This is a genomic window from Mycobacterium sp. 23 (assembly GCF_048287075.1).
Lineage (GTDB): Bacteria > Actinomycetota > Actinomycetes > Mycobacteriales > Mycobacteriaceae > Mycobacterium > Mycobacterium gordonae_B.
This window is the reverse complement of the sequence record NZ_JBLVUX010000005.1, coordinates 3,026,350-3,048,072: the sequence shown is the minus strand read 5'-3', so window position 1 is coordinate 3,048,072 and position 21,723 is coordinate 3,026,350. Positions and strand designations below refer to the sequence as shown.

Annotated in this window: 22 protein-coding genes, 1 tRNA gene and 1 pseudogene; 8 read left to right on the top strand and 16 right to left on the bottom strand. The window is 66.3% G+C overall.

The window, feature by feature from the left end; translation table 11 throughout:
- Positions 1-3: 3 nt before the first annotated feature.
- Positions 4-828, bottom strand: a complete 825-nt coding sequence (locus tag ACNQS7_RS15365; protein ID WP_418013187.1) for an SDR family oxidoreductase — start codon at positions 826-828, stop codon at positions 4-6.
- Between the two features lie 65 nt (positions 829-893).
- Here ACNQS7_RS15365 and ACNQS7_RS15360 point away from each other — a divergent pair, with 65 nt between their 5' ends.
- Positions 894-1,583 (top strand): demethylmenaquinone methyltransferase, encoded by a 690-nt coding sequence (locus ACNQS7_RS15360; RefSeq protein WP_310781639.1) that lies wholly within the window; start codon positions 894-896, stop codon positions 1,581-1,583.
- 20 nt (positions 1,584-1,603) lie between these two features.
- On the opposite strand, the gene ACNQS7_RS15355 is transcribed toward ACNQS7_RS15360, so the two are convergent.
- The 3 genes from ACNQS7_RS15355 to menJ form a co-directional block, all read right to left on the bottom strand.
- Positions 1,604-1,939, bottom strand: coding sequence for a DUF732 domain-containing protein (locus ACNQS7_RS15355; protein WP_055578775.1), 336 nt, complete (start codon positions 1,937-1,939; stop codon positions 1,604-1,606).
- Between the two features lie 24 nt (positions 1,940-1,963).
- Positions 1,964-2,650 carry a class I SAM-dependent methyltransferase gene (locus ACNQS7_RS15350; protein ID WP_418013186.1) on the bottom strand — a complete coding sequence of 229 codons (687 nt, stop codon included), beginning with the start codon at positions 2,648-2,650 and terminating at the stop codon, positions 1,964-1,966.
- 146 nt (positions 2,651-2,796) lie between these two features.
- Positions 2,797-4,035: a menaquinone reductase gene (menJ, locus tag ACNQS7_RS15345; RefSeq protein ID WP_418013185.1), complete on the bottom strand. Its 1,239-nt coding sequence runs from the start codon at positions 4,033-4,035 to the stop codon at positions 2,797-2,799.
- Between the two features lie 21 nt (positions 4,036-4,056).
- Between menJ and grcC1 the strand changes: the two genes are divergently transcribed.
- Together grcC1 and htpX are read left to right on the top strand one after the other, a co-directional pair.
- On the top strand, positions 4,057-5,064 hold the full coding sequence (gene grcC1 / locus ACNQS7_RS15340) for a nonaprenyl/(2E,6E)-farnesyl/geranylgeranyl diphosphat synthase (protein ID WP_418013184.1): 1,008 nt from the start codon (positions 4,057-4,059) through the stop codon (positions 5,062-5,064).
- A 79-nt stretch (positions 5,065-5,143) separates the two neighbouring features.
- Positions 5,144-6,007 (top strand): zinc metalloprotease HtpX, encoded by an 864-nt coding sequence (gene htpX / locus ACNQS7_RS15335; protein WP_418013183.1) that lies wholly within the window; start codon positions 5,144-5,146, stop codon positions 6,005-6,007.
- Between the two features lie 101 nt (positions 6,008-6,108).
- Here htpX and ACNQS7_RS15330 read toward each other — a convergent pair whose 3' ends face one another.
- Positions 6,109-6,630, bottom strand: coding sequence for a hypothetical protein (locus ACNQS7_RS15330; protein ID WP_418013182.1), 522 nt, complete (start codon positions 6,628-6,630; stop codon positions 6,109-6,111).
- A gap of 138 nt (positions 6,631-6,768) precedes the next feature.
- Between ACNQS7_RS15330 and ACNQS7_RS15325 the strand changes: the two genes are divergently transcribed.
- Positions 6,769-7,632 carry a Gmad2 immunoglobulin-like domain-containing protein gene (locus tag ACNQS7_RS15325; RefSeq protein WP_418016004.1) on the top strand — a complete coding sequence of 288 codons (864 nt, stop codon included), beginning with the start codon at positions 6,769-6,771 and terminating at the stop codon, positions 7,630-7,632.
- An 84-nt stretch (positions 7,633-7,716) separates the two neighbouring features.
- Here ACNQS7_RS15325 and ACNQS7_RS15320 read toward each other — a convergent pair whose 3' ends face one another.
- From ACNQS7_RS15320 to ACNQS7_RS15305, 4 genes and pseudogenes are all read right to left on the bottom strand, one after another.
- On the bottom strand, positions 7,717-8,850 hold the full coding sequence (locus tag ACNQS7_RS15320) for a YncE family protein (RefSeq protein WP_418013181.1): 1,134 nt from the start codon (positions 8,848-8,850) through the stop codon (positions 7,717-7,719).
- Between the two features lie 106 nt (positions 8,851-8,956).
- Complete coding sequence (locus ACNQS7_RS15315) at positions 8,957-9,421, bottom strand: META domain-containing protein (protein WP_418013180.1); 465 nt, start codon at positions 9,419-9,421, stop codon at positions 8,957-8,959.
- Positions 9,422-9,618: 197 nt separating this feature from the next.
- On the bottom strand, positions 9,619-10,128 hold the full coding sequence (locus ACNQS7_RS15310) for a hypothetical protein (protein WP_418016262.1): 510 nt from the start codon (positions 10,126-10,128) through the stop codon (positions 9,619-9,621).
- A 6-nt stretch (positions 10,129-10,134) separates the two neighbouring features.
- Positions 10,135-10,212: pseudogene (locus ACNQS7_RS15305) on the bottom strand (DUF2510 domain-containing protein); the annotation flags it as partial.
- 388 nt (positions 10,213-10,600) lie between these two features.
- On the opposite strand from ACNQS7_RS15305, the gene ACNQS7_RS15300 reads away from it, so the two are divergent.
- On the top strand, positions 10,601-11,110 hold the full coding sequence (locus tag ACNQS7_RS15300) for a hypothetical protein (protein ID WP_418013179.1): 510 nt from the start codon (positions 10,601-10,603) through the stop codon (positions 11,108-11,110).
- Between the two features lie 9 nt (positions 11,111-11,119).
- On the opposite strand, the gene ACNQS7_RS15295 is transcribed toward ACNQS7_RS15300, so the two are convergent.
- Positions 11,120-12,592 carry a SulP family inorganic anion transporter gene (locus ACNQS7_RS15295; protein WP_418016003.1) on the bottom strand — a complete coding sequence of 491 codons (1,473 nt, stop codon included), beginning with the start codon at positions 12,590-12,592 and terminating at the stop codon, positions 11,120-11,122.
- A gap of 294 nt (positions 12,593-12,886) precedes the next feature.
- Positions 12,887-13,912 carry an NAD(P)H-dependent glycerol-3-phosphate dehydrogenase gene (locus tag ACNQS7_RS15290; protein WP_310781657.1) on the bottom strand — a complete coding sequence of 342 codons (1,026 nt, stop codon included), beginning with the start codon at positions 13,910-13,912 and terminating at the stop codon, positions 12,887-12,889.
- A gap of 127 nt (positions 13,913-14,039) precedes the next feature.
- Between ACNQS7_RS15290 and ACNQS7_RS15285 the strand changes: the two genes are divergently transcribed.
- Positions 14,040-15,437, top strand: coding sequence for a trypsin-like peptidase domain-containing protein (locus ACNQS7_RS15285; protein ID WP_418013178.1), 1,398 nt, complete (start codon positions 14,040-14,042; stop codon positions 15,435-15,437).
- On the opposite strand, the gene ACNQS7_RS15280 is transcribed toward ACNQS7_RS15285, so the two are convergent.
- Both ACNQS7_RS15280 and ACNQS7_RS15275 read right to left on the bottom strand, forming a co-directional pair.
- Complete coding sequence (locus ACNQS7_RS15280; RefSeq protein WP_418013177.1) at positions 15,434-16,909, bottom strand: flavin-containing monooxygenase; 1,476 nt, start codon at positions 16,907-16,909, stop codon at positions 15,434-15,436. The genes ACNQS7_RS15285 and ACNQS7_RS15280 overlap by 4 nt on opposite strands.
- Before the next feature lie 113 nt (positions 16,910-17,022).
- Positions 17,023-17,514, bottom strand: a complete 492-nt coding sequence (locus tag ACNQS7_RS15275) for a YajQ family cyclic di-GMP-binding protein (RefSeq protein ID WP_055578789.1) — start codon at positions 17,512-17,514, stop codon at positions 17,023-17,025.
- A 67-nt stretch (positions 17,515-17,581) separates the two neighbouring features.
- On the opposite strand from ACNQS7_RS15275, the gene ACNQS7_RS15270 reads away from it, so the two are divergent.
- A tRNA-Tyr gene (locus ACNQS7_RS15270) sits at positions 17,582-17,665 on the top strand.
- A 118-nt stretch (positions 17,666-17,783) separates the two neighbouring features.
- Here the strand turns inward: ACNQS7_RS15270 and ACNQS7_RS15265 are convergent.
- Positions 17,784-18,041 (bottom strand): hypothetical protein, encoded by a 258-nt coding sequence (locus ACNQS7_RS15265; RefSeq protein ID WP_310781665.1) that lies wholly within the window; start codon positions 18,039-18,041, stop codon positions 17,784-17,786.
- A gap of 393 nt (positions 18,042-18,434) precedes the next feature.
- On the opposite strand from ACNQS7_RS15265, the gene ACNQS7_RS15260 reads away from it, so the two are divergent.
- Positions 18,435-20,252 (top strand): AMP-dependent synthetase/ligase, encoded by a 1,818-nt coding sequence (locus ACNQS7_RS15260; RefSeq protein WP_418013176.1) that lies wholly within the window; start codon positions 18,435-18,437, stop codon positions 20,250-20,252.
- Positions 20,253-20,282: 30 nt separating this feature from the next.
- On the opposite strand, the gene ACNQS7_RS15255 is transcribed toward ACNQS7_RS15260, so the two are convergent.
- Together ACNQS7_RS15255 and ACNQS7_RS15250 are read right to left on the bottom strand one after the other, a co-directional pair.
- Positions 20,283-20,921, bottom strand: coding sequence for a TetR/AcrR family transcriptional regulator (locus tag ACNQS7_RS15255; protein ID WP_418013175.1), 639 nt, complete (start codon positions 20,919-20,921; stop codon positions 20,283-20,285).
- Positions 20,921-21,685: a hypothetical protein gene (locus ACNQS7_RS15250; protein ID WP_418013174.1), complete on the bottom strand. Its 765-nt coding sequence runs from the start codon at positions 21,683-21,685 to the stop codon at positions 20,921-20,923. The genes ACNQS7_RS15255 and ACNQS7_RS15250 overlap by 1 nt, the downstream gene beginning before the upstream one ends.
- Positions 21,686-21,723: the final 38 nt, after the last annotated feature.

The following is a 21,723-nucleotide window of genomic DNA, read 5'->3' as shown; positions in this document are numbered from 1 at the left end:
GACCTAGCCCTGAGCCAGCTCGGCCACCGGTTGCCACTCTTCCCAGGTGCGCAGCCGGTTCTCGTAGTCGGCCCTGGCCGTTGCCAGCGGGGAAGCGCCGAAGAAAACCCGCAGCGGCGGCTCGTCGGCATCCACCACTTTCAGCAGCGCCTCCGCCGACGCCGAAGGGTCGCCCGGGGCCGCCCACCGCTGCTTGCGCCATTCGTCCTGCTTGGCATGCACTTCGGCGTAGTCCGGCAGCCGCTCGGCGCGGCGCGACGACGATCCGGCCCAGTCGGTGTCGAACCCGCCGGGCTCGATCAGCGTGACGTGGACGCCGAACGGCGCGACCTCCTGGGCCAGTGCCTGCGAAAAACCCTCTAGTGCCCACTTGGAGGCGTGGTAGATCCCGACGTCGGGGAACGCCGTGATGCCACCGATCGACGACACCTGAATGATGTGCCCGCTGCGCTGCGCCCGGAGGTAGGGCAATGCGGCCTGCGTGATCCACAGCGCGCCGAACACGTTCGTTTCGATCTGGTCGCGGGCGTCCTGCTCCGAGACTTCCTCGATGAATCCGAACTGTCCGTAGCCGGCGTTATTGACCACGATGTCCAGCCGCCCGAAGTGGTCGTGGGCCTGCTGGACAGCAGCGAAGTCCGCGTCCCGGTCGGTCACGTCCAACTGGATCGGCAACAGCGCGTCACCGTATTCGCCGACGAGGTCGTCGAGCGACGCGGTGTCACGCGCCGTGGCGGCCACCTTGTCGCCACGTTTCAATGCGGCCGTTGCCCATTGGCGTCCAAAGCCGCGCGATGTCCCGGTGATAAACCAAACTTTTTCGCTCACGCAGTCTTGCAACGCATCGACCGGCGACGAATTCCCGTATCCGGCGGCCGGGTAGCGTCTCAGGGGTGAGCCGCGCCGACCTTGACAAGGATCCCCGGGACGTCGCGTCGATGTTCGACGGGGTCGCCCGCCGATACGACATCACCAATACCGTGCTGTCGCTGGGCCAGGACCGGTTCTGGCGGCGCGCCACCCGGTCGGCGCTGAAAATCGGGCCCGGACAGAAGGTGCTGGATCTGGCCGCGGGCACCGCGGTGTCGACCGTCGAATTGGCCAAGTCCGGGGCCTGGTGTGTGGCGGCCGACTTCTCGGTCGGCATGCTGTCCGCGGGCAGCTCCCGTGACGTACCCAAGGTTGCCGGCGACGCGACCCGGTTGCCGTTCGCCGACGAGGTGTTCGACGCGGTCACCATCAGCTTCGGATTGCGCAACGTGGCCGACTTCGCCGCGGGGCTGCGCGAAATGGCTCGGGTCACGCGGCCCGGTGGCCGGCTGGTGGTGTGCGAATTCTCCACTCCCACAAGCCCGTTGTTCGCCACCGCGTACAAGGAGTACCTGATGCAGGCGCTGCCGCGGGTGGCGCGCGCGGTGTCCAGTAACCCCGACGCCTACGTCTACCTGGCCGAGTCGATCAGGGCCTGGCCCGACCAGGAGGCGCTGGCGCAGGAGATCGCGGGAGCGGGATGGTCCGCGGTGCGGTGGCGCAATCTGAGCGGCGGGATCGTGGCGTTGCACGCGGCGTACAAGCCGCTCTGAGAGCCCGCCGAGCCTGCGCCCTAAGTGCCGGCCCGCTGCAAGAAGCCGACCTGCTCGGGGCAGTAGTGGTCGAGCGCCGCGCCGAGGAACTGAAACGCCTGCCCCTGGGTGGTGCCTCGCGGCAGATTGCGCTGCAGGAAGGTGGCCGACTTGTACGGATCCCCGTCCACGCCCCGCTCGATGCGCTGGCAGCTGATCTTGCCCAGCCAGGCGTTGTAGTCCTGCGGGCCGTAGATGCCGTAGGTGTGCAGTTGCGAGTTGAACGGGGCGTCGTAATCGTCGGCCTGGGCGGGTGCCGCCACTCCGATAGCGGCGACCGCCATGGCCGCGAAAGCACCCAGCCTAAATGCCTTCATTAGACGGACTATACACCTGGGCGATCAGCCGAGATGGGCCGACAGCAGCCAGGCGCCGACCGACTTGCGGCCGTCGGGTTCGTCGCGGGCCACGAAGCCGGGCATCTCCGGGGCGTCCGCCGGAACCTGGGCGTGAATGCGCGCCGGCCGGATCTCGTCGATCACCCAGTACTTGGAGACGACCTCGCGCAGTTCGTCCTCGGTCACGGCATTCACCGGGCCCTGAGACAGCGCGGCCTTGTCGAAGACGAGCACGAAGTAGGACGCCCCGGGAGCAGCGGCGCGCACGATGGACTGCTGATAGCCCTCACGCAGCTCGACGGGCATCGAGTGGAAAAGGGTGGAGTCGACGATCGTGTCGAACCGGCCGGCCAACCCGCCGGGGTAGCTGCCGAAATCGCTGATGTCGGCGACCGCGAAGCTCGCGTTGGTCAGGCCACGCCGCTGCGCCTCGGCCTGGGCCAGCTTGATGGCGGTGGGGGAGGCGTCCAGGCCGACGGTGCTGTGACCCCGTTCGGCCAACGCCAGCGAGATTGCGCCCTCTCCGCAACCGGCGTCCAGAACGTCGCCGCGGAACTTGCCCTGCTCGATGAGCGCGGCCAGCTCGGGCTGGGGCTCTCCGATGCTCCACGGCGGCCGGACGCCCTCGCCGAGCTGCTCCGATTCGCCGCGGTAAGCCTCTTCGAAATGAAAATCCACTGGTGAAGTCATGTGGTCAATATATCAACCTACCTGATACATGTCAACTAGGTTGATACATGTACAGGGGTTACCACCGTGGCGCGAGCGGACGCGAAATCGCACTGTGCGGCGCCAAATCGTGCGATTTTGTGTCTGCTCGGCACCCTTGGGTGACCTCAGGTGAACGGCGGGCGCCGGTCGATCAGGCGCGAAGCCCGCCCGCCGCCGCGCCACACCCGCGCCACCCAGTCGGCGTCCTCATCGGTGACCAGATTGGCCATCACCCGCACGGCGATCCGCATCAACGTGGTGGACCGCATCGCGATCGGCCCGGTCGCCGGCAGGAATCGCTGGAAGGTCAGCAGCAGCGCCAGCCGGCGCGCGACCGAAAAACCGCGGGCGTAGTGGTCGGTGAGCAATGCCGGCCACAACTGGGAAAAGTCGGGCAACTCCAGCATTTCGGCGGCCAGCCGGCCCGTCTCCAAGCCGTAGTCGATGCCCTCGCCGTTCAGCGGGTTGACGCACGCCGCGGCGTCGCCGATCAGCATCCAGTTCGGCCCGGCGACGCCTGACACCGCGCCGCCCATCGGCAGCAGTGCCGAGGCCACCGCCCGCGGCGGTCCGTCGAATCCCCACTCGTCGCGCCGCAGGTCGGTGTAGTAGGAGATCAGCGGTCGCAACGCCAGATCGGCCGACCGCCTGGTGGTCGACAACGCTCCCACGCCGATATTCACTTCGCCGTTGCCCAGCGGGAAGATCCAGCCATAGCCCGGCAGCACGGCGCCGTCGGGCGAGCGCAGTTCCAGATGCGACGTCAGCCAGGGGTCGTCACTGCGCGGCGTCGTCAGGTAGCCGCGGGCAGCCACCCCGTACACCGTCTCCTGATGCCAGCGGCGGCCCAGCTTGCGGCCCAGCGACGACCGCGCGCCGTCGGCGACGATCAGCTGGTCACACGTCACCTCGGTACGGTCCGCCAACGTCACCGAAGTCACCCGTCGTGACGAATCATGATGCACCTCAACCACTTTGGTGCCCAATAACATGCGCGCCCCGGACTCTTCGGCAACCTTGCGGATCCGGTCGTCGAGCTCCAGGCGCGCCACCGCGCTGCTGTGCGGCGGGAACGACGGGCCCGGCCACTGCACCTCCACCTCGCCGCCGAAGCCGCTCATGCGCAGGCCCTGGTGCCGGATACGGCCGGACAGCCACTCGCCCAGCCCCAGCCGCTCGAGTTCGAGAATGGCCCGGGGTGTCAGCCCGTCGCCGCACGCCTTGTCGCGGGGGAAACTTGCCGAATCGATGACCAGGACGTCCCGGCCCGCCCGGGCGGCCCAGGCGGCCGCCGCCGACCCGGCCGGTCCGGCACCGACCACCACCACCTGCGCGCGCAGGGCTCTGGGGACTTTGTTCTCCACGCCCACCAGTATGTTGGTCGAATGAGAACTCCGGCGACGGTGGTGGCGGGCGTGGACTTCGGTGACGCCGGGTTCGCCGCGACTGTGCGTGACGGTGTCGCCCGGGTCGAGCAGCTCATGGATGCCGAGCTGCGGGGGTCCGACGAGGTGATGACCGAGTCCCTGCTGCATCTGTTCCAGGCCGGCGGCAAGCGCTTCCGTCCGCTGTTCACGGTGTTGGCCGCCCAAACCGGGCCGGATCCGGACAACGCGGACGTGACCGTGGCCGGCGCCGTGGTGGAGCTCATCCACCTCGCGACGCTGTATCACGACGACGTGATGGACGAGGCCGAAGTTCGCCGCGGGGCGCCCAGTGCCAACGCGCGCTGGGGCAACAACGTCGCCATCCTGGCCGGGGACTACCTGTTGGCGACGGCGTCGCGCCTGGTGTCCCGGCTGGGGCCGGAAGCAGTGCGGATCGTCGCCGACACGTTCGCCGAGCTGGTGACCGGGCAGATGCGTGAGACCCGAGGAACGCCCGACGGGGTGGACCGCATCGAGCAGTACCTGAGGGTGGTCCACGAGAAAACGGGCAGCCTGATCGGTGCCGCCGGCCGGTTCGGCGGCATGTTCTCGGGTGCCGACGACGATCAGATCGAACGGCTGAGCCGGCTGGGCGGCATCGTCGGCACCGCGTTCCAGATCGCCGACGACATCATCGACATCGACAGCGAGTCCGACGAGTCGGGCAAGGTGCCGGGCACCGACCTGCGCGAAGGTGTCCGCACGCTGCCGATGCTGTACGCCCTGCAAGGCACCGACGACGACGGCGCGCGGCTGCGCGAGCTGCTGGCCGGACCCATCCACGACGACGGCGAGGTGTCCGAGGCGCTTGCCCTGCTGCGCATGTCGCCGGGCATGGCCCAGGCCAAGCAGACGCTCGCGGGCTATGCGGACCGGGCACATCACGAGCTCGGTCTGCTGCCGCAGTGTCCCGGCCGCGACGCGTTACAGGCGCTGGTCGACTACACCGTCAGCCGGCACGGCTGAACCTGTCCGCACCGATCGGAACCCGAAGCGTCCTCTCGACCGTTGATCGGCTGTAATCAAGTCGTAGGAGGACACACCCATGACCTGGCATCCGCATGCCAACAGGCTGAAGACATTCCTGCTGTTGGTCGGTATGTCCGCGATGATCGTGTTCGTCGGCGCGCTGTTCGGCAGAACCGCCCTGATTTTCGCGACCCTGTTCGCGGTCGGGATCAACGTCTACACCTACTACAACAGCGACAAGCTGGCGCTGCGGGCCATGCACGCGGTACCGGTGTCGGAGTTGCAGTACCCCGCCATGTACCGGATCGTGCGGGAGCTGGCCACCGCCGCCCACCAGCCCATGCCCCGGCTTTACATCAGCGACACCAACGCGCCCAACGCATTCGCCACCGGTCGCAACCCGCGCAATGCCGCGGTGTGTTGCACCACCGGGATCCTGCAGATCCTCAGCGAGCGCGAGCTGCGCGCCGTGCTGGGTCATGAGCTGTCGCATGTTTACAACCGCGACATCCTGATCTCCTGTGTGGCCGGTGCGCTCGCATCGGTGGTCACCGCCCTGGCCAACATGGCCATGTGGTTCGGCGCATTCGGTGGCAACCGCGAGGGTGGCGCCAATCCCTTTGCTTTGCTGCTGGTTTCGCTACTTGGCCCGATCGCCGCCACGGTCGTGCGACTCGCGGTGTCTCGCTCCCGGGAATATCAGGCCGACGAGTCCGGCGCGATGCTGACCGGTGACCCGCTCGCGTTGGCGTCCGCGTTGCGCAAGATTTCCGGCGGCGTGCAGATGGCACCGTTGCCCCCCGAGCCGCAGCTGGCCAGCCAGGCCCACCTGATGATCGCCAACCCGTTCCGCGCCGGCGAGCGCATCGGGTCAATGTTCTCGACGCACCCGCCGATCGAGGATCGCATTCGCCGGCTGGAGCAGATGGCCCGCGGCTGATGCCGGGGCGACTGTCGATGAGGTGGCGCCCCCTGTTATCCAGCGGACCCGATCTCGCCAACCTCTACGAATGGTGGACGGCCAGCCGATGACCGGGCGCACTATTGCGGAGGCGGCGGCTGCCAGCCCACCGGGAACCAGCCGGCGCGCGCCCAGCCGACCGCGTTGGGGCCACCAGTGCGGAACGGACCCATCGGCGTGTCGACCGGTGTGGTGTCCGGCGGAACTTCGGAGCCGGCGTGCACGAGGGTGCTCTTCCATTGCGGCGCGGGAGAGGTTTCACCGCTTACATACATGCGGTAGTCCCAGTCGTTCGACACGCCGATCGAGGGCGTGTTGGTCGAATGGGTCTTCATCCATTCCGCCATGTCGACGCGGATCATTCCGCAGACGTCCCACAGCATCTCGCATGCAACACTGACGAAGTCGCCGAGTGGCGTGGTCACCTTCTGCCCGGGCTCAGCTTGAACCGGATTGCCCTCGGTGTCGTAGAGCAGGCCACGCCAGCCCTGACTCCTGGTATCGGGCGCCCACACGACCATCTCGTAGATGAGTCGACCGGGTGGGTCGGCCCGCGCGACGGTCGGCATGGCCGATGCTCCCAGCGCTGCCACTGCGAACATCAGCCACGCTCCCAAGCAGTTCGCCGGCCTGCAAAACCGCATCTGAGGCTCCTTACGAATGGTGCCGCGGGCGTTGTCAGACTAAAACGCCGGCGGACAATGGCGATAGGGCATAACGGACGGCGTCCGGTGACTGAAATGAGGCCATTCGCCCCTGTTGTCACCGTGATGTTCGATGCCACGCTCCTCGCTATGAGGCTGACGACGTGGCTTCTTTCGGCCGTGAGCTTGTTGCTGGTGGGAACCGCGTGCGGCCAGCCCCGACAGCCGGCGGCGACGTCACCGAAGCCGCCGGCAGCTTCGACCGTGACGCCGGCCGCAGGTACGGTCCGGGTCTACTTCGTCCGGGCGGACAAAGTTGCGACCGCCGGTCGTCAGGTGGCCGATCCGAGCGCGAAAGATCAAGCGGTGCAGGCCCTTTTGTCTGGACCCAGTGACTTCGAACGAAGCATCGGTATGTCCACCGATATCCCGTCCGCATCCAGACTGCTCGGCCTCAAGGTCATCGACGGCACCGCTACTGTTGACCTTTCCAACGACTTCCAGTCGGGGCAGGCCGCGCAGCGGATCCAACCCCGCGTCGCCGAAATCGTGTTCACACTAACCCAATTCCAGGACGTACGGCAGGTGACCATCACCCTCGAGGGCAAACCGGTGGAAGGCGGGGTGGATCTCAAACGCGGCGACCTCGAGACGTTGACGCCGAAGATCCTCGTTGAGTCTCCGGTTCCCGGGCAATCAGTGACCTCACCGCTGAAGGTATCCGGAGCCGCCAACGTCTTCGAGGGAACGCTCTCCTACTCGGTCGACGCCGCCGAAGGTGCAGAACTGGATCACGGTTTCACGACTGCGACGCAGCAGGAGTGGAGCAACTGGTACGCCTTCACCTTCACGTCCGCTTACCCGGCGCAGCAACGTGGTCTCGGCCATGTGGTCGTGTGGGAAACGAGCATGAAGGATGGATCCCGGCTCAATGTCTACGACGTGCCGGTGAACATGTGAGCTTCTGCCGCACCGGTTCACAGCTGTCGTGCCTGAATCGGTGCCCGGCGAATTGCCAGCGTTCCCAGGCGGATTGGTCAGCACTCAGCGCTCAATCACGGTCACCGTGCCGTCGTTGAAGCTTGTGACGTAGACGGTGTGGGTCGCCGGATCCACGGCGACGCCGTGCCCCAGCGACGCCCCGACGAGGGGCGCGGTGACGGTGACCCCGCGCGTAGACCCGTCGATCACCGCGAGGGTGTCGTTCGCGTATTTGGTGACGTAGACGGTGTGGGTGCCCGGATCGACCGCCAGCCCGTCCGGTGACTTGCCGATGGGAACGGTCGCGGTCACCGCGCGAGTCGATGCGTCGACCACCGACACCCTGCCACTGCGCGACGGGGGCTGGGTGTCGTTCGGGGCGATTTCGGGGTCCCGGGTGGCGACGTAGACGACGTGGGTGTCGGGGTCGACTGCAACGGCTTCGGGCCACTGGCCGAGCGGCATCGTGGCGGTCACGGCATGCGTCGACCCGTCGATCATCGACATGGTGTCGTCGCCCGAGTTGGTGACGTAGACGATGTGGTTGCCGGGATCGACCGCCACCTCGCCCAGGAATTTGCCGACGGGCACGGTCGAGGTGACGGCGTGGCTGGACCCATCGATCACTGCCACCGAGCCGTGCCCGTCGTTGGGATCGGAGGCGCCGACGTAGACGGTGTGAGTGCCCGGATCGAGTGCGACCGACTTCGAGCCGGGGGCGACGGGCACCGTGGCGGTGATCTTGTTGGACGCGCCGTCGATGACCGACACGGTGCTGTCCGTGGCGTTGACCACGTAGACGGTGTGGGTGCCGGGATCCACCGCCACCGGTCCCGAGCGCTTGCCCAGTGGCACAGTGGCGGTCACCGTACGCGTCGACCCATCGATCACCGAAAGCGTGCCGTCACCGCTGTCGGGGTCCAAGTTGCCGACGTAGACGGTGTGGGTGCCTGAGTCCACCGCCACGCCTCCGGGCCCCTTGCCGACGCGGATGGTCGCGGCGACCCGGTACGTGCCCTGCCCGCTCGTCGGGGCTGCCGAGGTCGAACTCGACGTCGATGCCTGACCTCCGGAGGGACCCCGGCATCCCGACAGGGCCACGGTCAGGACGAGGGCTCCGATCACCGCGAGTACGCCGACCCCAGGTTTGCGGGGACACTCCCTGCGCCGACTCAAGGCACTGGCAATCACCGTCATGTTGGTTACCCCCTCGGCTCCTGACAGGTGTTACGTAGTTGCACCATACGAGCGAACAGCAAACAGCGGTCTAATAACGGCAACGGTGCCGCCGCGGCCCGGCAAATCACGTCGCCGCTGTCAGGCGTGCGAGCAAAGTCCCGTCGGACGCGAACAACTCAAGCCCGCCCGGGGGACTGGCCATTCGGCTGGAACGCTCAAGGGTCTGCTGGACAGCCATTTCCACCGCCATGACGTCAGGACCACACATCATTTTCGTGTACGAGAGATCGGAAAAACTCAGATCTGTCCCGCTCGAAACGAAGCGCCCGGAGAACTGATTGCAGCCCGTGTCGCCGGTCGCCACGCCATCGGCGGAAAACGCCAACGTCGGCTGGACGGCCGTGGGGGTTGCCGCGCCCATGATCTCGACGAAACGCCATGAGGTACCGGCGATCATCGACGGCGGAGGGTCCTGCGGCAAGGTGATCGTCGACCTGCTCTGCGCCGGCATGCCCACTGCCACAGCGCAACTGAACGCGAAAAAAGCCGTTACGATCACCGCGGTCGATAATGCGCGAACCATGGTCATTTCCCTCGGTCCTGTTAGATGCGGTCCTTGAGCATCCGCGGAAGGCTACGTTGCCGCGTCGGGGTGGCGCTCGGAAAGGGCCTTTCGACCTGGTGTGAAGAGTCTTAAGGCCCGCGCCGGGGTTGGCGTCTGACGGCCAACCGTGCGGTGGCCGTTGCGAAAAGCCCTGCATCGGAACGAAGTTCGGACGCGGCCGGTCAGTAGCCGATGACGGCTTCACGCTGTGCGCGGCGCCTTCTGGCAAGCACAGCGACGGACAGGGCGGTGATCACCGCACCGCAGCAGGCGAGCGAAAAGCCAGAGAACAGATAGGCAATCGGGGTGCCCATGTCGTCGCCGTTGCCCACGGACAAGAGGCCGAGGAGGCACCCGGCCAATCCCACCACGACCGTCGAGACCCCCGTGCTGACGCTGTACAGCGGGTGAGACTCCGGTCTGACCAGGGCAAGGACTCCCAGGATCAACGCCGCCACACAGAGCGCCAGAACGGTCAGAAAGTAAGTGCGCCACAAGGTGTCCACCAATGCGGGGGCGTGTGCCCGGCGCGTAGGCACATCGGGTAACGCATCGGCATGGAAATATCCGAATATCAGCGCGAACAGGACCAGCGAGATCCCCTGCGCGATGCTGACGGGCGATGCCTTGGCGGTCCATGCACGCGTGCGTTTATCGGCCACACTGCGCGTGTCGATGCCGCCCGGCGGCACGAAGGCCCCCCAATCATGGCCGTCCCAATATCGGGACCCTGCCGCCCCGGTCGGATCCGGGTACCACCCTGGTTCTGGCGGCATCATCTGCATTCCCGCTGCGTGTCCGGTTCAGCCGCGAACGGAGGTGACCGCGGTTGTTCTGTTGGGCACGCTCAAAGCAGTGCTGAGTGAGGTGAGCCACGACGTGATCGAGGAGTAGATGCTCGTGAGGCTGGGCGTGGCCGCTGGTGGTTGCTGGGGAGCATTCGCGCCGGAGTTGCCGCAGGCGGCAGATGTCCCTACGACACCCATGGCGATGAGTGCGGCTGCCCCGGCCGTAGCGGCGAGGCGGCGGGCTAAGAATTCTGACCTCATGGCGTTCCCTTCATCCGCGATGTGGGCAATCGTCCCCGCACTTTCCGGTCCGGACTAGAACCGAAAGTCCTTTGGCGTCGTTGCCGGTACGCTGGCCACCCATGAAAAGAGGGGTATGACGACGCCGTTGCCAGCACCCGACGGCCGGGCCCGCAGGAGGCTCCGAACCTGGATCCGGGCAGTTGCCGCCGTGGGTCTTTTCGTCGTCGCGGCCGTGGCCGCCGGCGTGATAGCCACCCACCGCGAACGGGCGGCTTTGACACCCGGCGGTACGGCACGGTCACAACTCGTCGATCTCGCTTTGCCGGCAGGCTCGAAGCTGATCGATTCCTCGCGGACGAACGAATGGGACGCGAGCGAGTTCTGGGAGCTGGCATTGCCGTTCGACCGGGAAGTGGCAGCGCTCCGCGGCCAGTTGCCCATCGGTCGTGATCTTCAAGGACTGCGCTGGTGCCTGGAGGACACCAACGACAGCGTCGGTTATGTCTATTGGAGGTGGGGTGACGCACCGACCAGGAGGATGATCGTCGTCGAGGTGTTCCGGCTCTTCAGCCCGCTTCAGAAGCGTGGCGGTGTGAACATCCTCAAGACGGCCAGTACGCCGGACCCCTGCGCCGAGGGGTAGGCGCGGAACTCAGACTACGGGTTCGGGCGCGGTCGCTCCCACCACCGATGCGACCTGCGTTCCCGCAGAGTGTCCCCGCTCCAGCACGCCGTCGATGTGCACCTGGCCGCCGTTGGCCAGGTGCTGCTGCTGCCAGTCGGTAATCGCTTGATGCGCAGCATGATCGAGGTAGGTGACCGCGATGTGCAGGGTGACGGTGCTGCCGCGAGGTATCGAGGCCAGCACGCGGGTCAGCCGCGGCAGGCTGAGGAAGGTGCAGGCGCCCTCGATGGTGACGCGCCACTGATCGCCGTCGGCAACGGCAACCACCTTGGCCCGGATCACCCGCCATCCGGTCATCGCGATGGCCAGAGCCAGCCCGATCAGGACGCCGTGCAGGAGGTTGAGGAAGACGACGGCGACGATGGTCACCAGATAGATCGCGAAATCGCCGGTCTTGACCGCGGTTTCGATGTGCGCCGGCTGTAACAGCTGAATTCCGATCACAATCAGCAGCCCCGCCAGCGCGGCGCTGGGTATCTGTTCGATCAGGCCCGCGAAGGGCAGCGCGAACAGCAGGATCCAGAACCCGTGCAGGATCGTCGAGGCGCTGGATTTGGCCCCCGCCTTGATATTTGCGGAGCTGCGCACGATGACTCCGGCGATCGGCAGACCGCCGATGGCGCCCGAGACGATGTTGGAGGCGCCCTGCCCGATCAGCTCGCGGTCGAGGTTGGTGCGCGGTCCGGTGTGCATCCGGTCGGTGGCGACCGCCGTCAACAGGCTCTGCACGCTCGTGATCAGCGTGACGGTGATGATGCCGACCACAACGGCCCCCCAGTTGCCGTGCGGTATCGAGGGCAACTGCAGCGCGTCGATCACGGAGCCTTCCAGCGTGATACGTGAGACGGTGAACGGAAACACCACCGAGATCACCGTCACGACCACGATGGCGACCAGTGGGCCGGGAACTGCGGCCAGCTTCGCCGGGGCCCACCGCCACGCGACCATGATCGCGATCACCAGCAGGCCGAGGAAGAGTCCGGGCCGGTGAGCGCCGAGGATCTGGGCAGGCAGTTCCACCACGTTGACCCAGGCCGAGCTGTGCGACTCCCCACCCAACAGCACGTGCGTCTGCTGCAGCGCGATGGTGATCCCGATGCCGGCCAACATCGCATGCACCACCACCGGCGAAATCGCAAGCGCCGCACGGGCAACGCGGCTGAGCCCCAACAGCACCTGCATGAGGCCCGCGACAGCGGTGATGAAGCACGTTATACCCCAGCCGAATTCGGCTATCAGATCGGCGACGATCACCGTGAGGCCGGCGGCCGGACCGCTCACCTGCAATGGCGACCCACCCAGGGCGCCGCCGACGATACCGCCGACGATCGCGGCGATCAGACCGGCGAGTACGGGCGCGTCGGAGGCGATCGCGATGCCCAGCGACAAGGGCAGTGCCACCAGGAAAACAACCAGTGACGCCGGCAGGTCCTGTTGCATGACGGCCCGCAGCCGACCTGTTCGCGAAGGGCCTCCGATTTCGTCGATCAACGGATGCTCCCTCGTCAGATGTAGCGGGGGACAATGCGACATCCGCCCCGGGTCAGCCGTAACGCTCTGACGCACAAGCGAATACGGACTGACCCGAAACGCCGGTGTTTCGGGCGGCCCGCATGACGACCTTTGAAAGACGGTATGGGGGGCGGCCGGCACCGGCAACCGGACGCGCTGGGTGCATAGCGAACGCAAATTTTCTATGCGCCGCACCTGATCAGCGCCTGATGGAGCCTGGGGTCAGAACCCGGAGCCGTGCACCTCGTGTCCGGGTTCCTCGGCGGCCAGGCCACTGTAAGCCTGCTCGACGGTCGAGCCGTGGTTGATCACGGCGTCGACCTCGCGTGCGATAGGCATGTTCAAACCGAACTCCTCGGCGAATTCCATGATCACACTGGCGGCCTTGACGCCCTCGGCCACCTGGTTCATCGAGGCGATGATCTCGTCGATGGGCTTGCCGGCGCCCAGCTGTTCGCCGACGTGGCGGTTGCGGCTGCGCTGGCTGGTGCACGTGACGATCAGGTCGCCGAGACCGGCCAGGCCGGGGAAGGTCTCGGCGTTGCCGCCCATCGCCACCCCGAGCTTGGTCATCTCGCGCAGCGCCCGGGCGATCACCAGCGCCCGGGTGTTCTCGCCGATGCCCAGCGAATAGCCCATCCCGACGGCGATGGCGAAGACGTTCTTGAGCGCTCCGGCCATCTCCACGCCGATCACGTCGTCGGTGGTGTAGACGCGGAAACGCCGGGTGCGGAACATGTGCGACAGCCGGGTGGCCAGGTGCTGGTCCGGCATGGCCAGCACCGCGGCCGCCGCGTACCCCTCGGCGACCTCACGCGCGATGTTCGGTCCGGCCAGAATTCCGGCCGGATGCCCGGGCAGGATCTCCTCGATGATCTGGGACATCCGCATGTTGGTGCCTTGTTCGAGACCCTTCACCAGGGAGACCACCGGCACCCACGGCCGCAGTTCCTTGGCCAGCTCGGTCAGCACTCCGCGGAAGCCGTGCGACGGCACGCCCATGACCAGAACGTCCGCGCAATTGGCGGCTTCGGCGAAGTCGGTAGTGGCGCGCAGCGAGCTGCTCAGCGCTACCTCGTTGCCCAGGTAGCGGCTGTTGCGGTGATTCTCGTTGATGTCCTTGGCCGTTTCCTCCGACCGCACCCACTGCAGCGTGGGTCCGCGGCGTGCGCAGATCGAGGCGACCGTGGTGCCCCAGGAACCGCCACCGAGGACAACGACATTGGGTTCGCGCTTCTCAGCTGCCATGAACGCCAGCCTATTGCGGCGGCTTCTGAATACCAACGACCGAATACCAACGACCGGATACCAACGACCCACGGGCAGAGGACTTCGGGCCCTTCCCGCGGGGCGCCGACACCGGGAAGCTGACGGAGTGACCCTGTGCCGAGCAATGCTTGCCGCAGCCGCGCTCGTCGTTTCGGTGTCGTGGCCCGCCACCGCGGTCGCCGATGGTGGCCGACCGCAGGCCAACGCCGAACAGATTGCAGCGGCACGGATCCGGCCGGCCGTCATGTTTCTCGGTGTCGAGGCATACGGCATGGTCAGGTTGCCCGACGGGAAGACGCTGTCGTTCTTCGGCGAAGGATCCAACGCCCCGTTCGTCACCACCTGGAACTGCACCGGATTCGTCGTCAACCCCGACGGCTGGGTCGCCACCGCCGGGCACTGCGCCGATCCGGACACGGCGAAGGAGCAGATACTCAAACGGGCGGTCGGCGAGTACCAGGCCCAATATCCGGACGCGCCGGTCAGCCAGGATCCGCTGGCGACGCTGGATTGGCTGGCGAAGAATGCGCGGGTGGAGGGCACCTTGCCGGGCCAGGGGCCGCAGGTGAACCTGACGCTGATCTACGGCACCGGGACGAAGATCGCTGAGAAGATGCCCGCCTCCGTCGTGGACTTCAAGCCGCTCGGCAAAGGCGACGTGGCCCTGCTGAAGGTTGACAAACACAATCTGCCGTCGTCCGAACTCACCACCGACTCCGCGGTCAGTATCGGCACACCCGTGCTGGCCGTCGGTTACGCCGAACCCACCGCAAGGCTGACCGGCCGCTCTCTCGACCCGACCAACAAGAGCGGCAAGGTGAGCAAGAAGTCGAACGTGAAATCGAGCCCGGTCTACGAGATCGACGCCGCCGTCGCCGAGGGCATGAGCGGTGGCCCGACCGTGGATCTCAGCGGAAAGGTGATCGGCGTCAACAGTTTCGGGCCCGCCGGCGAACCGCAGCCGTTCAACTTCATCGCACCCGCGGACACCCTCGCGACGATGCTGGCCGCCAAGGCCGTCAAGCCCACGCTCGGGCCGGCCGATCAGGCCTACCGCCGCGGACTCAGTCATTACTACGAGGGCCGCTACAGCGATGCGATCGCCGACTTCGACCTGGCCCTGACGCTGTCGCCCGACTATCCCGGCGCCGCCGATCTCAAGACCAGTGCGGCCAATCTCCGCCAGCAGTACGGTGACGTCTCGCTGTTCGAGCGGTCAAACCTGTTGTGGTACATCGCAGCTGGTGCCTTGCTGGTTCTGCTGGTCGCCGGCTGGGTGAGTCTTCTGGTGGTCCGGAACCGACGCCAGCGCGGCGCCGAAGAAGAAACCTCCGAACCGGACGACGAAGACGCCGCCGACGACACGGTGCGCCCGCTGGAACTCGTCCCTGCCGCTGGCACCGACGAACCGCACTTCTGCGCCAACTGCGGCGCGCAACATCACCGCACCGAGAAGTTCTGTCCGAACTGCGGCAAGAAGATCTCGCTGGGGGCGTCCGCCTAACCCGCCAGCGCGGCGCGGTCGACGGCACGGCCGAATTCCATGGCCTCATCGATTCGGTCGAACCGGTAGTCGATCGCGTCGGCGAAATAGTTCTGCCGCACGTTCCACGGGCGCTTAGTGCCCGACTTGGGCAGCGCGTGCAGCGCCCGCTTGACGTAGCCGGCCTGAATATCCCAGGCCGGCTTCTCGGTCATCGGCTGATCACCGAGGTGCGGGCTGGCATGGGTGTAGCCGTGCTCGGCCATGTAGGCCAGCAGCTTGGCGGTCGCCCGCGCGGTCATGTCCGCCCGCAAGGTCCACGACGCGTTGGTGTAGCCGACGCACCAGAACAAGTTGGGGACGTCCTCGAGCATGTGCGCCTTGTAGACGAAGCGGTCCCGGGGGTTGATCTCGACGCCGTCGATGCTGATCGTGGCGCCGCCGAGGGCCTGCAATTGCAGGCCGGTGGCGGTGACGATGACGTCGGCGTCCAGATGCCGCCCGGATTTCAGGGCGATGCCGGTGGCGTCGAAATGGTCGATGTGATCGGTGACCACCTCGGCGCGACCGTCGGCCACGACCTGGTATAGGTCGGCGTCCGGGATCAGGCACAGCCGCTGGTCCCACGGGTTGTAGCGGGGCTTGAAGTGGGTGTCGACGTCATAGCCCGCCGGCAGGTTCTGCACCGCTTTGCGGCGCAGCAGCCACTTGATCAGCGGCGGCGTCTTGCGCGACAGGAACCACAGCACGCCCTCCATCAGCGCGTTGTAGAACCGGATGGTCAGGTGAGCAAGCCTGCGGGGCAGCAGCTTTCGGCTCAGCCAGGCGACCTTGCTGTACTTGGACGACGAGATCAGGTACGTCGGCGAACGCTGCAGCATGACCACCTTGCCGGCTTTCTCGGCCATCGCCGGAACAAGCGTCACCGCGGTGGCGCCGCTGCCGATCACCACCACGTTCTTGCCCGTGTAGTCAAGGTCCTCGGGCCAGTGCTGCGGATGCACGACGGTGCCGCCGAACTGGTCGATGCCGGGGAAGTCGGGGGTGTAACCCGCGTCGTAGTCGTAGTAGCCGCTGCCGAAGAACACGAACCTGCTGCGGCACTGCTTGGTGACGCCGTCTTGCTCGAAGCTGACCGTCCAGGTGTCGGTGTCCGAATCCCAGTCAGCGCCGCGGACGTGGCTGCGGAACCGGATGTGCTCGTCGATGCCGTACTTGCGGGCCATGGCGGTCAGGTACTCGCGGATGTGTTCGCCGTCGGCGACGCCTTCCTCGCGGGTCCAGGGCTCGAACGGGAAGCTGAGCGTGAAGATGCTGCTGTCCGAGCGCACGCCCGGGTACCGGAACAGGTCCCAGGTGCCGCCGATCCGGTCGCGGCGCTCCAGGATGGTGTAGGACAGGCCCGGGTTGCGCTGCAGGATGCGATAGGCCGCCCCGAGGCCGGAGATGCCGGCGCCGACGATGAGGACGTCGACGTAATCCGTCTCGGTCATCGTGAACCTCACTTCTTCTTCGATGCGTTGAGTCTGCGTGCAGGGCGTTGAGTCTGCGTGCAGGGCGGCGACACACCGGGCGGGTCCGCCCTCAGCGCAGGATCAAGACCGGGTCAGCGGTAGTTCACGAACTGCAGCGCCACATCGAGGTCGGCCTGCTTGAGCATCGAGATGACGGTTTGCAGGTCGTCGCGCTTCTTGCTGGTCACCCTGACCTCGTCGCCCTGGATCTGGGTCTTGACAGTCTTGGGCCCCTCATCGCGGATGAGCTTGGTGATCTTCTTGGCGTTCTCACTGCTGATGCCCTGCTTGAGGGTTCCGCTCAGCTTGTAGGTCTTGCCGGAGGCCTGCGGCTCGCCGGCCTCGAACGACTTCAGAGAGATGTCGCGGCGGATCAGCTTCTCCTTGAAGACGTCGAGCGCGGCCTTGACCCGTTCTTCGGTGGACGAGGTCAGCTCGATGCCTTCCTCGCCCTTCCACGCGATCTTGGTGTCGGTGCCGCGGAAGTCGAAGCGCGTGGACAGTTCCTTGGCGGCCTGGTTGAGCGCGTTGTCGACTTCCTGCCGGTCGATCTTGCTGACGATGTCGAACGAGGAGTCCGCCATGCGTTGCGTCCTTTCTCAGTGCTGCCCGTTTGTGAACTGTCTACCCCGTCGTTGTACCCTGCTAGGCGGCAGGTTGCCCGAGCGGCCAATGGGAGCGGACTGTAAATCCGTCGCGAAAGCTACACTGGTTCGAATCCAGTACCTGCCACCACAGCTCAGAGGCTATTTCCGCCCGTGCGAGTAGTCCGGACCGCCGCATCGGAGGTGGCCGGCACCGCGGCCAGGGCATCCCGCTGAGCGATCGCTGGTGAGACGCCGGAAGCACGTCGCTAGACGACCGTCTCCACCCATTTCATCAGCATCAGGACGAGAAACGTGAGGATTGCCAAGACGATGCCCGCGGCGATCGCGAGGCATCCCAGCACGACGCCCGCGATCGCGACGCCAGCCTTGTCGGCTTCGCCGCGCCGGACTCTTTTGAGGGCAGCGCCCCCGGTCGCCACTGCGACTATGCCCAGAATCGCCCCGCCGAATATCGGCCAGCCCGTTCCCAGCGCAAAGGCCACCGCGTCCGTCAGCAGGGCCATGACCGCGGCGATAATCGAAGCCGTGCCCGGGCCGTTCTTCGGGGCGGTGCGGGGCGCAGTGCGGCCTGAGGACTGTGGAGGCGGATATCCCGTTGTGCCGCAGGGGTTCTCAGACCCGTCCCGGGAATCGCTCATGATCTGCACTCTCCAATGACCACCCTCGGTCGTCATCAGCCGCCCGCCCCGACTGTGCGCCCTCAACGCGCCGCTCTACTAGGGCCTTTCGGCCCCGAATGACGCCGCCCCGGTCGCACAGCTCGGGTATCGCCCCCAATAGAAGCGGTTTCTGCTCATCCGAGATCGTGGCCGTTTAGCGTTGGTGACCCACGCAGCATCTGGAAATGCTTGGCGGAGCTCGCATACTTCTCATTGAGAGAAGTGACAAGGAGAGTGATGACAGTGTCGTCGGTAACTGCTGAACCCAAGACGTCGTCGAACCTGGCTTCGATGTTCTTTGATCGAGTCGCCGTTTCCGCCGATAAAGAGGCGTTTCGGCAACTGCGGGACGGCCGCTGGGTGTCGATCACCTGGCAGGAGACCGCCGACCGGGTGCGCGAACTCGCGGCGGCCTTGCTCGCGTCGGGCATCGAACCGGAACAGCGCGTCGCCATCATGGCGGGCACCCGGTACGAGTGGATCCTGGCCGACCTCGCCGTGATGTGCGCCGGTGCGGCGACGACGACCGTCTACCCCAGCACGCACGCGGCGGACGCCACCTACATCGTGGCTGACTCGGAATCGCAGATCGTCTTCGCCGAGGACGCATCACAGGTCGCCAAACTCGCCGACAATCGCGGCGACCTGCCGGACGTACGGCTGGTGGTGGTCATGGACGGGGAGGGTGACGGGGACTGGGTCGTCACTTTCGACGAATTCGCCCGCCGCGGCGCCGCTCACCTACAGGAACACCCGACATCCGTCACCGACGCCGCAGCCACGGTGACCAGCGAGTCACTCGCCACGCTCATCTACACGTCGGGCACCACCGGACGCCCGAAGGGGGTTCGCCTCGCGCACCGGTCATGGACCTCGGCGGCGGAGTTCATCCGCAACGAGGAACTCCTGGGCGAGGACGACCTGCACGTGTTGTGGCTGCCGCTGGCCCACTCGTTCGGCAAGGTGCTGCTCGCCAGCCAGCTCGCGTGCGGTTTCGTCAGCGCTGTCGACGGGCGCGTAGACAAGATCGTCGAGAACATGGGCGTCGTGAAGCCGACGTTCATGGCCGCGGTGCCGCGCATCTTCGAGAAGGCGCACGCGCGGATCGTGATGACGAGCCAGGAAGGCGGCGGCATCAAGGCCCGGTTGTTCGAGCAGGCCTTCCGAGTTGGCCTGGACGTCAGCCGCCGCCGACGTGACGGCAAGCCCGTACCGCTACCGCTACGGCTGCAGCAGCAGCTGTTCGACCGCTTGGTGTTCAGCAAGGTGCGCGCGGTCTTCGGCGGCCGGCTGCGGTTCTTCGTCTCCGGGTCCGCGCCGCTGAACCGCGAGATCGCCGAGTGGTTCCTCGCTGCCGGGGTGCTGGTGCTGGAAGGCTACGGCCTCACCGAATCCGCGGGGGCCGGGTTCATCAACCGTCCCGACAACTACAAGCTGGGCACCGTCGGGTTGCCGTTCGACGGCACCGGGGTGCGCATCGGTGACAACGGCGAGGTGCAGCTGCACGGCCCGCTGGTGATGACGGGCTACCACCACTTGCCCGACAAGACCGAAGAGGCGATGACGAAGGACGGCTGGCTCCGCACCGGCGACCGCGGCAGCCTCGATTCCGACGGATTCCTCACCATCACCGGCCGCATCAAGGAGTTATTCAAGACCTCCGGTGGCAAGTATGTCGCGCCGCCGGCCATCGAAGCGAAGTTCATGGCGCTCTGCCCGTATGCCAGCCAATTCATCGTGTTCGGCGAAGCGCGCAACTACTGTGTCGCGCTGATCGCGCTGGACGGTGACGCGCTGTCGAAATGGGCTGCGGAGCAAGGGATCTCGGAAGGCTCGTTCGCCGAGCTCACCCGCAACGCCCAGGTCCGCGAGATGGTCGACGGCTACGTGCAGCAGTTGAACAGCGAACTCAACCGCTGGGAAACGATCAAGAAGTGGGAGCTGATCGACCACGAATTGTCAGTCGACACAGGAGAATTGACACCTTCGCTGAAGCTCAAGCGGGCGGTGGTGGAGCAGAACAACAAGCAGGTCATCGACGGGTTCTACACCTGAGTGCGCCTTGGTGCGGCCGACCCGTCGCGACTACGGTTGCTCGGGCGACCGTTCGAACGCGAGGGACAGATAGCGGGCGGCCATGACTTTAGCCTGCGCGATGATCGCCGGGTCGCCGGCGGGATCAATGCGGAAGGCCGCTTCGAGGAGAGCCTGGCTGGCCTCCCAGCAGACGTAGATCATCAGCGTCAGGTCGTTGAGCGGTACGTGCGCGCGAGATGCCAGCGTGTCGGCGAGCGTTGCGGCGAATCGGGTGTTGTTGTGTTCATGGTCGGCGCGAATGAAATCCGGGTCCAAGCGGGCCCCGACCCACAGCTGCCGAAGCGCCGGTTCGCTGCGGTAGAACGACGAATAGGCATCCAGCAGACGATCCAACAGATCACGCCAGTCGGAGTCGACGGGGGCATCGGCCAATGTCGACTCGAGAACTTCGCCGAAGCGGTTTGCGAAGCGTTGCGCGAGCGCGTAAACGATGTCGTCCTTGCGCGCGAAGAACTGGTACAGGGTACCTAGTGGGACGCCGGCGCGGCGGGCGATGTCGCCGACCTTGAGGCTTTCCAGGCCCTGGTCGACCACGATGGCCGCCGCCGCGTCCAGGATGCGTTCCACGCGTTCGCGGCTGCGCTGCTGGCTCGGCGAGCGCCGCATGTGCTGCGGGCTGACGGACATCACTTTTGGTCGAACGGCGCCACGTGCATGAGGGGAATGAAACCGCAGCGGCGCAGAAGCGCAAAGCGTCCGCCGCGTACCGCTCTTGCCTCGGCGGCGAAATGCCCTGCGAGTTCGCGGGTGAACCCGTGTCTGTCATAACGGGCCAGCGTGTCGCCGACCAGATTCGCCGACAGGTCCCATAGCCGGTTGCCCATGATGTCGACCATGGCCCCGGCCTGGATGTAGTAGCCGAGCGGGCCGTCATGCTCGACACTTATTCCGGGTGTGGTGTGCACGGTGATGGCGTCGGACAGCTGCGTTGCCCTCCGACCATCGAGCTGGGCCGACGCGGCGCACTCGGTGGCACGCCGGGCGCTGCGAATAGTGAAGTCTTCGCCCGGCACGGCGGGAGCGATACCGTGGTCGTGGAGCAGGCAGCCGGCGTATAACAGTTCCTCGTCCAGTTCGACGGCATCGACGTCGGCGAGCGCCCGCCCAAAGATCCACGACCGGTAACTGTGGCCGATGATAACGGGGCTCTGCTCTGCCGCGGCTGCCTCCACCTCGCGGGCAAATCGGCTGTCGGGAGGCCGGATTTCGCGATCTGACGGGCGTGCGGCGAGGGAAGGCCGATCACGTCGCAGTCGATGTAAAAAATAATCACGCTGGCTGTTCACGATCGACGTCAGCAGCCGGAGCTGCTCGCGGCGAGTGAGCCGGCCGCTGGTGCGCCGCGTCCATTCCAAGCCCCCGATTCGCTCGGGGTCCGGGTGCGGGCTCACGGTTTCCCATCGGCCAGAACTCGACAAAAGATGAACAT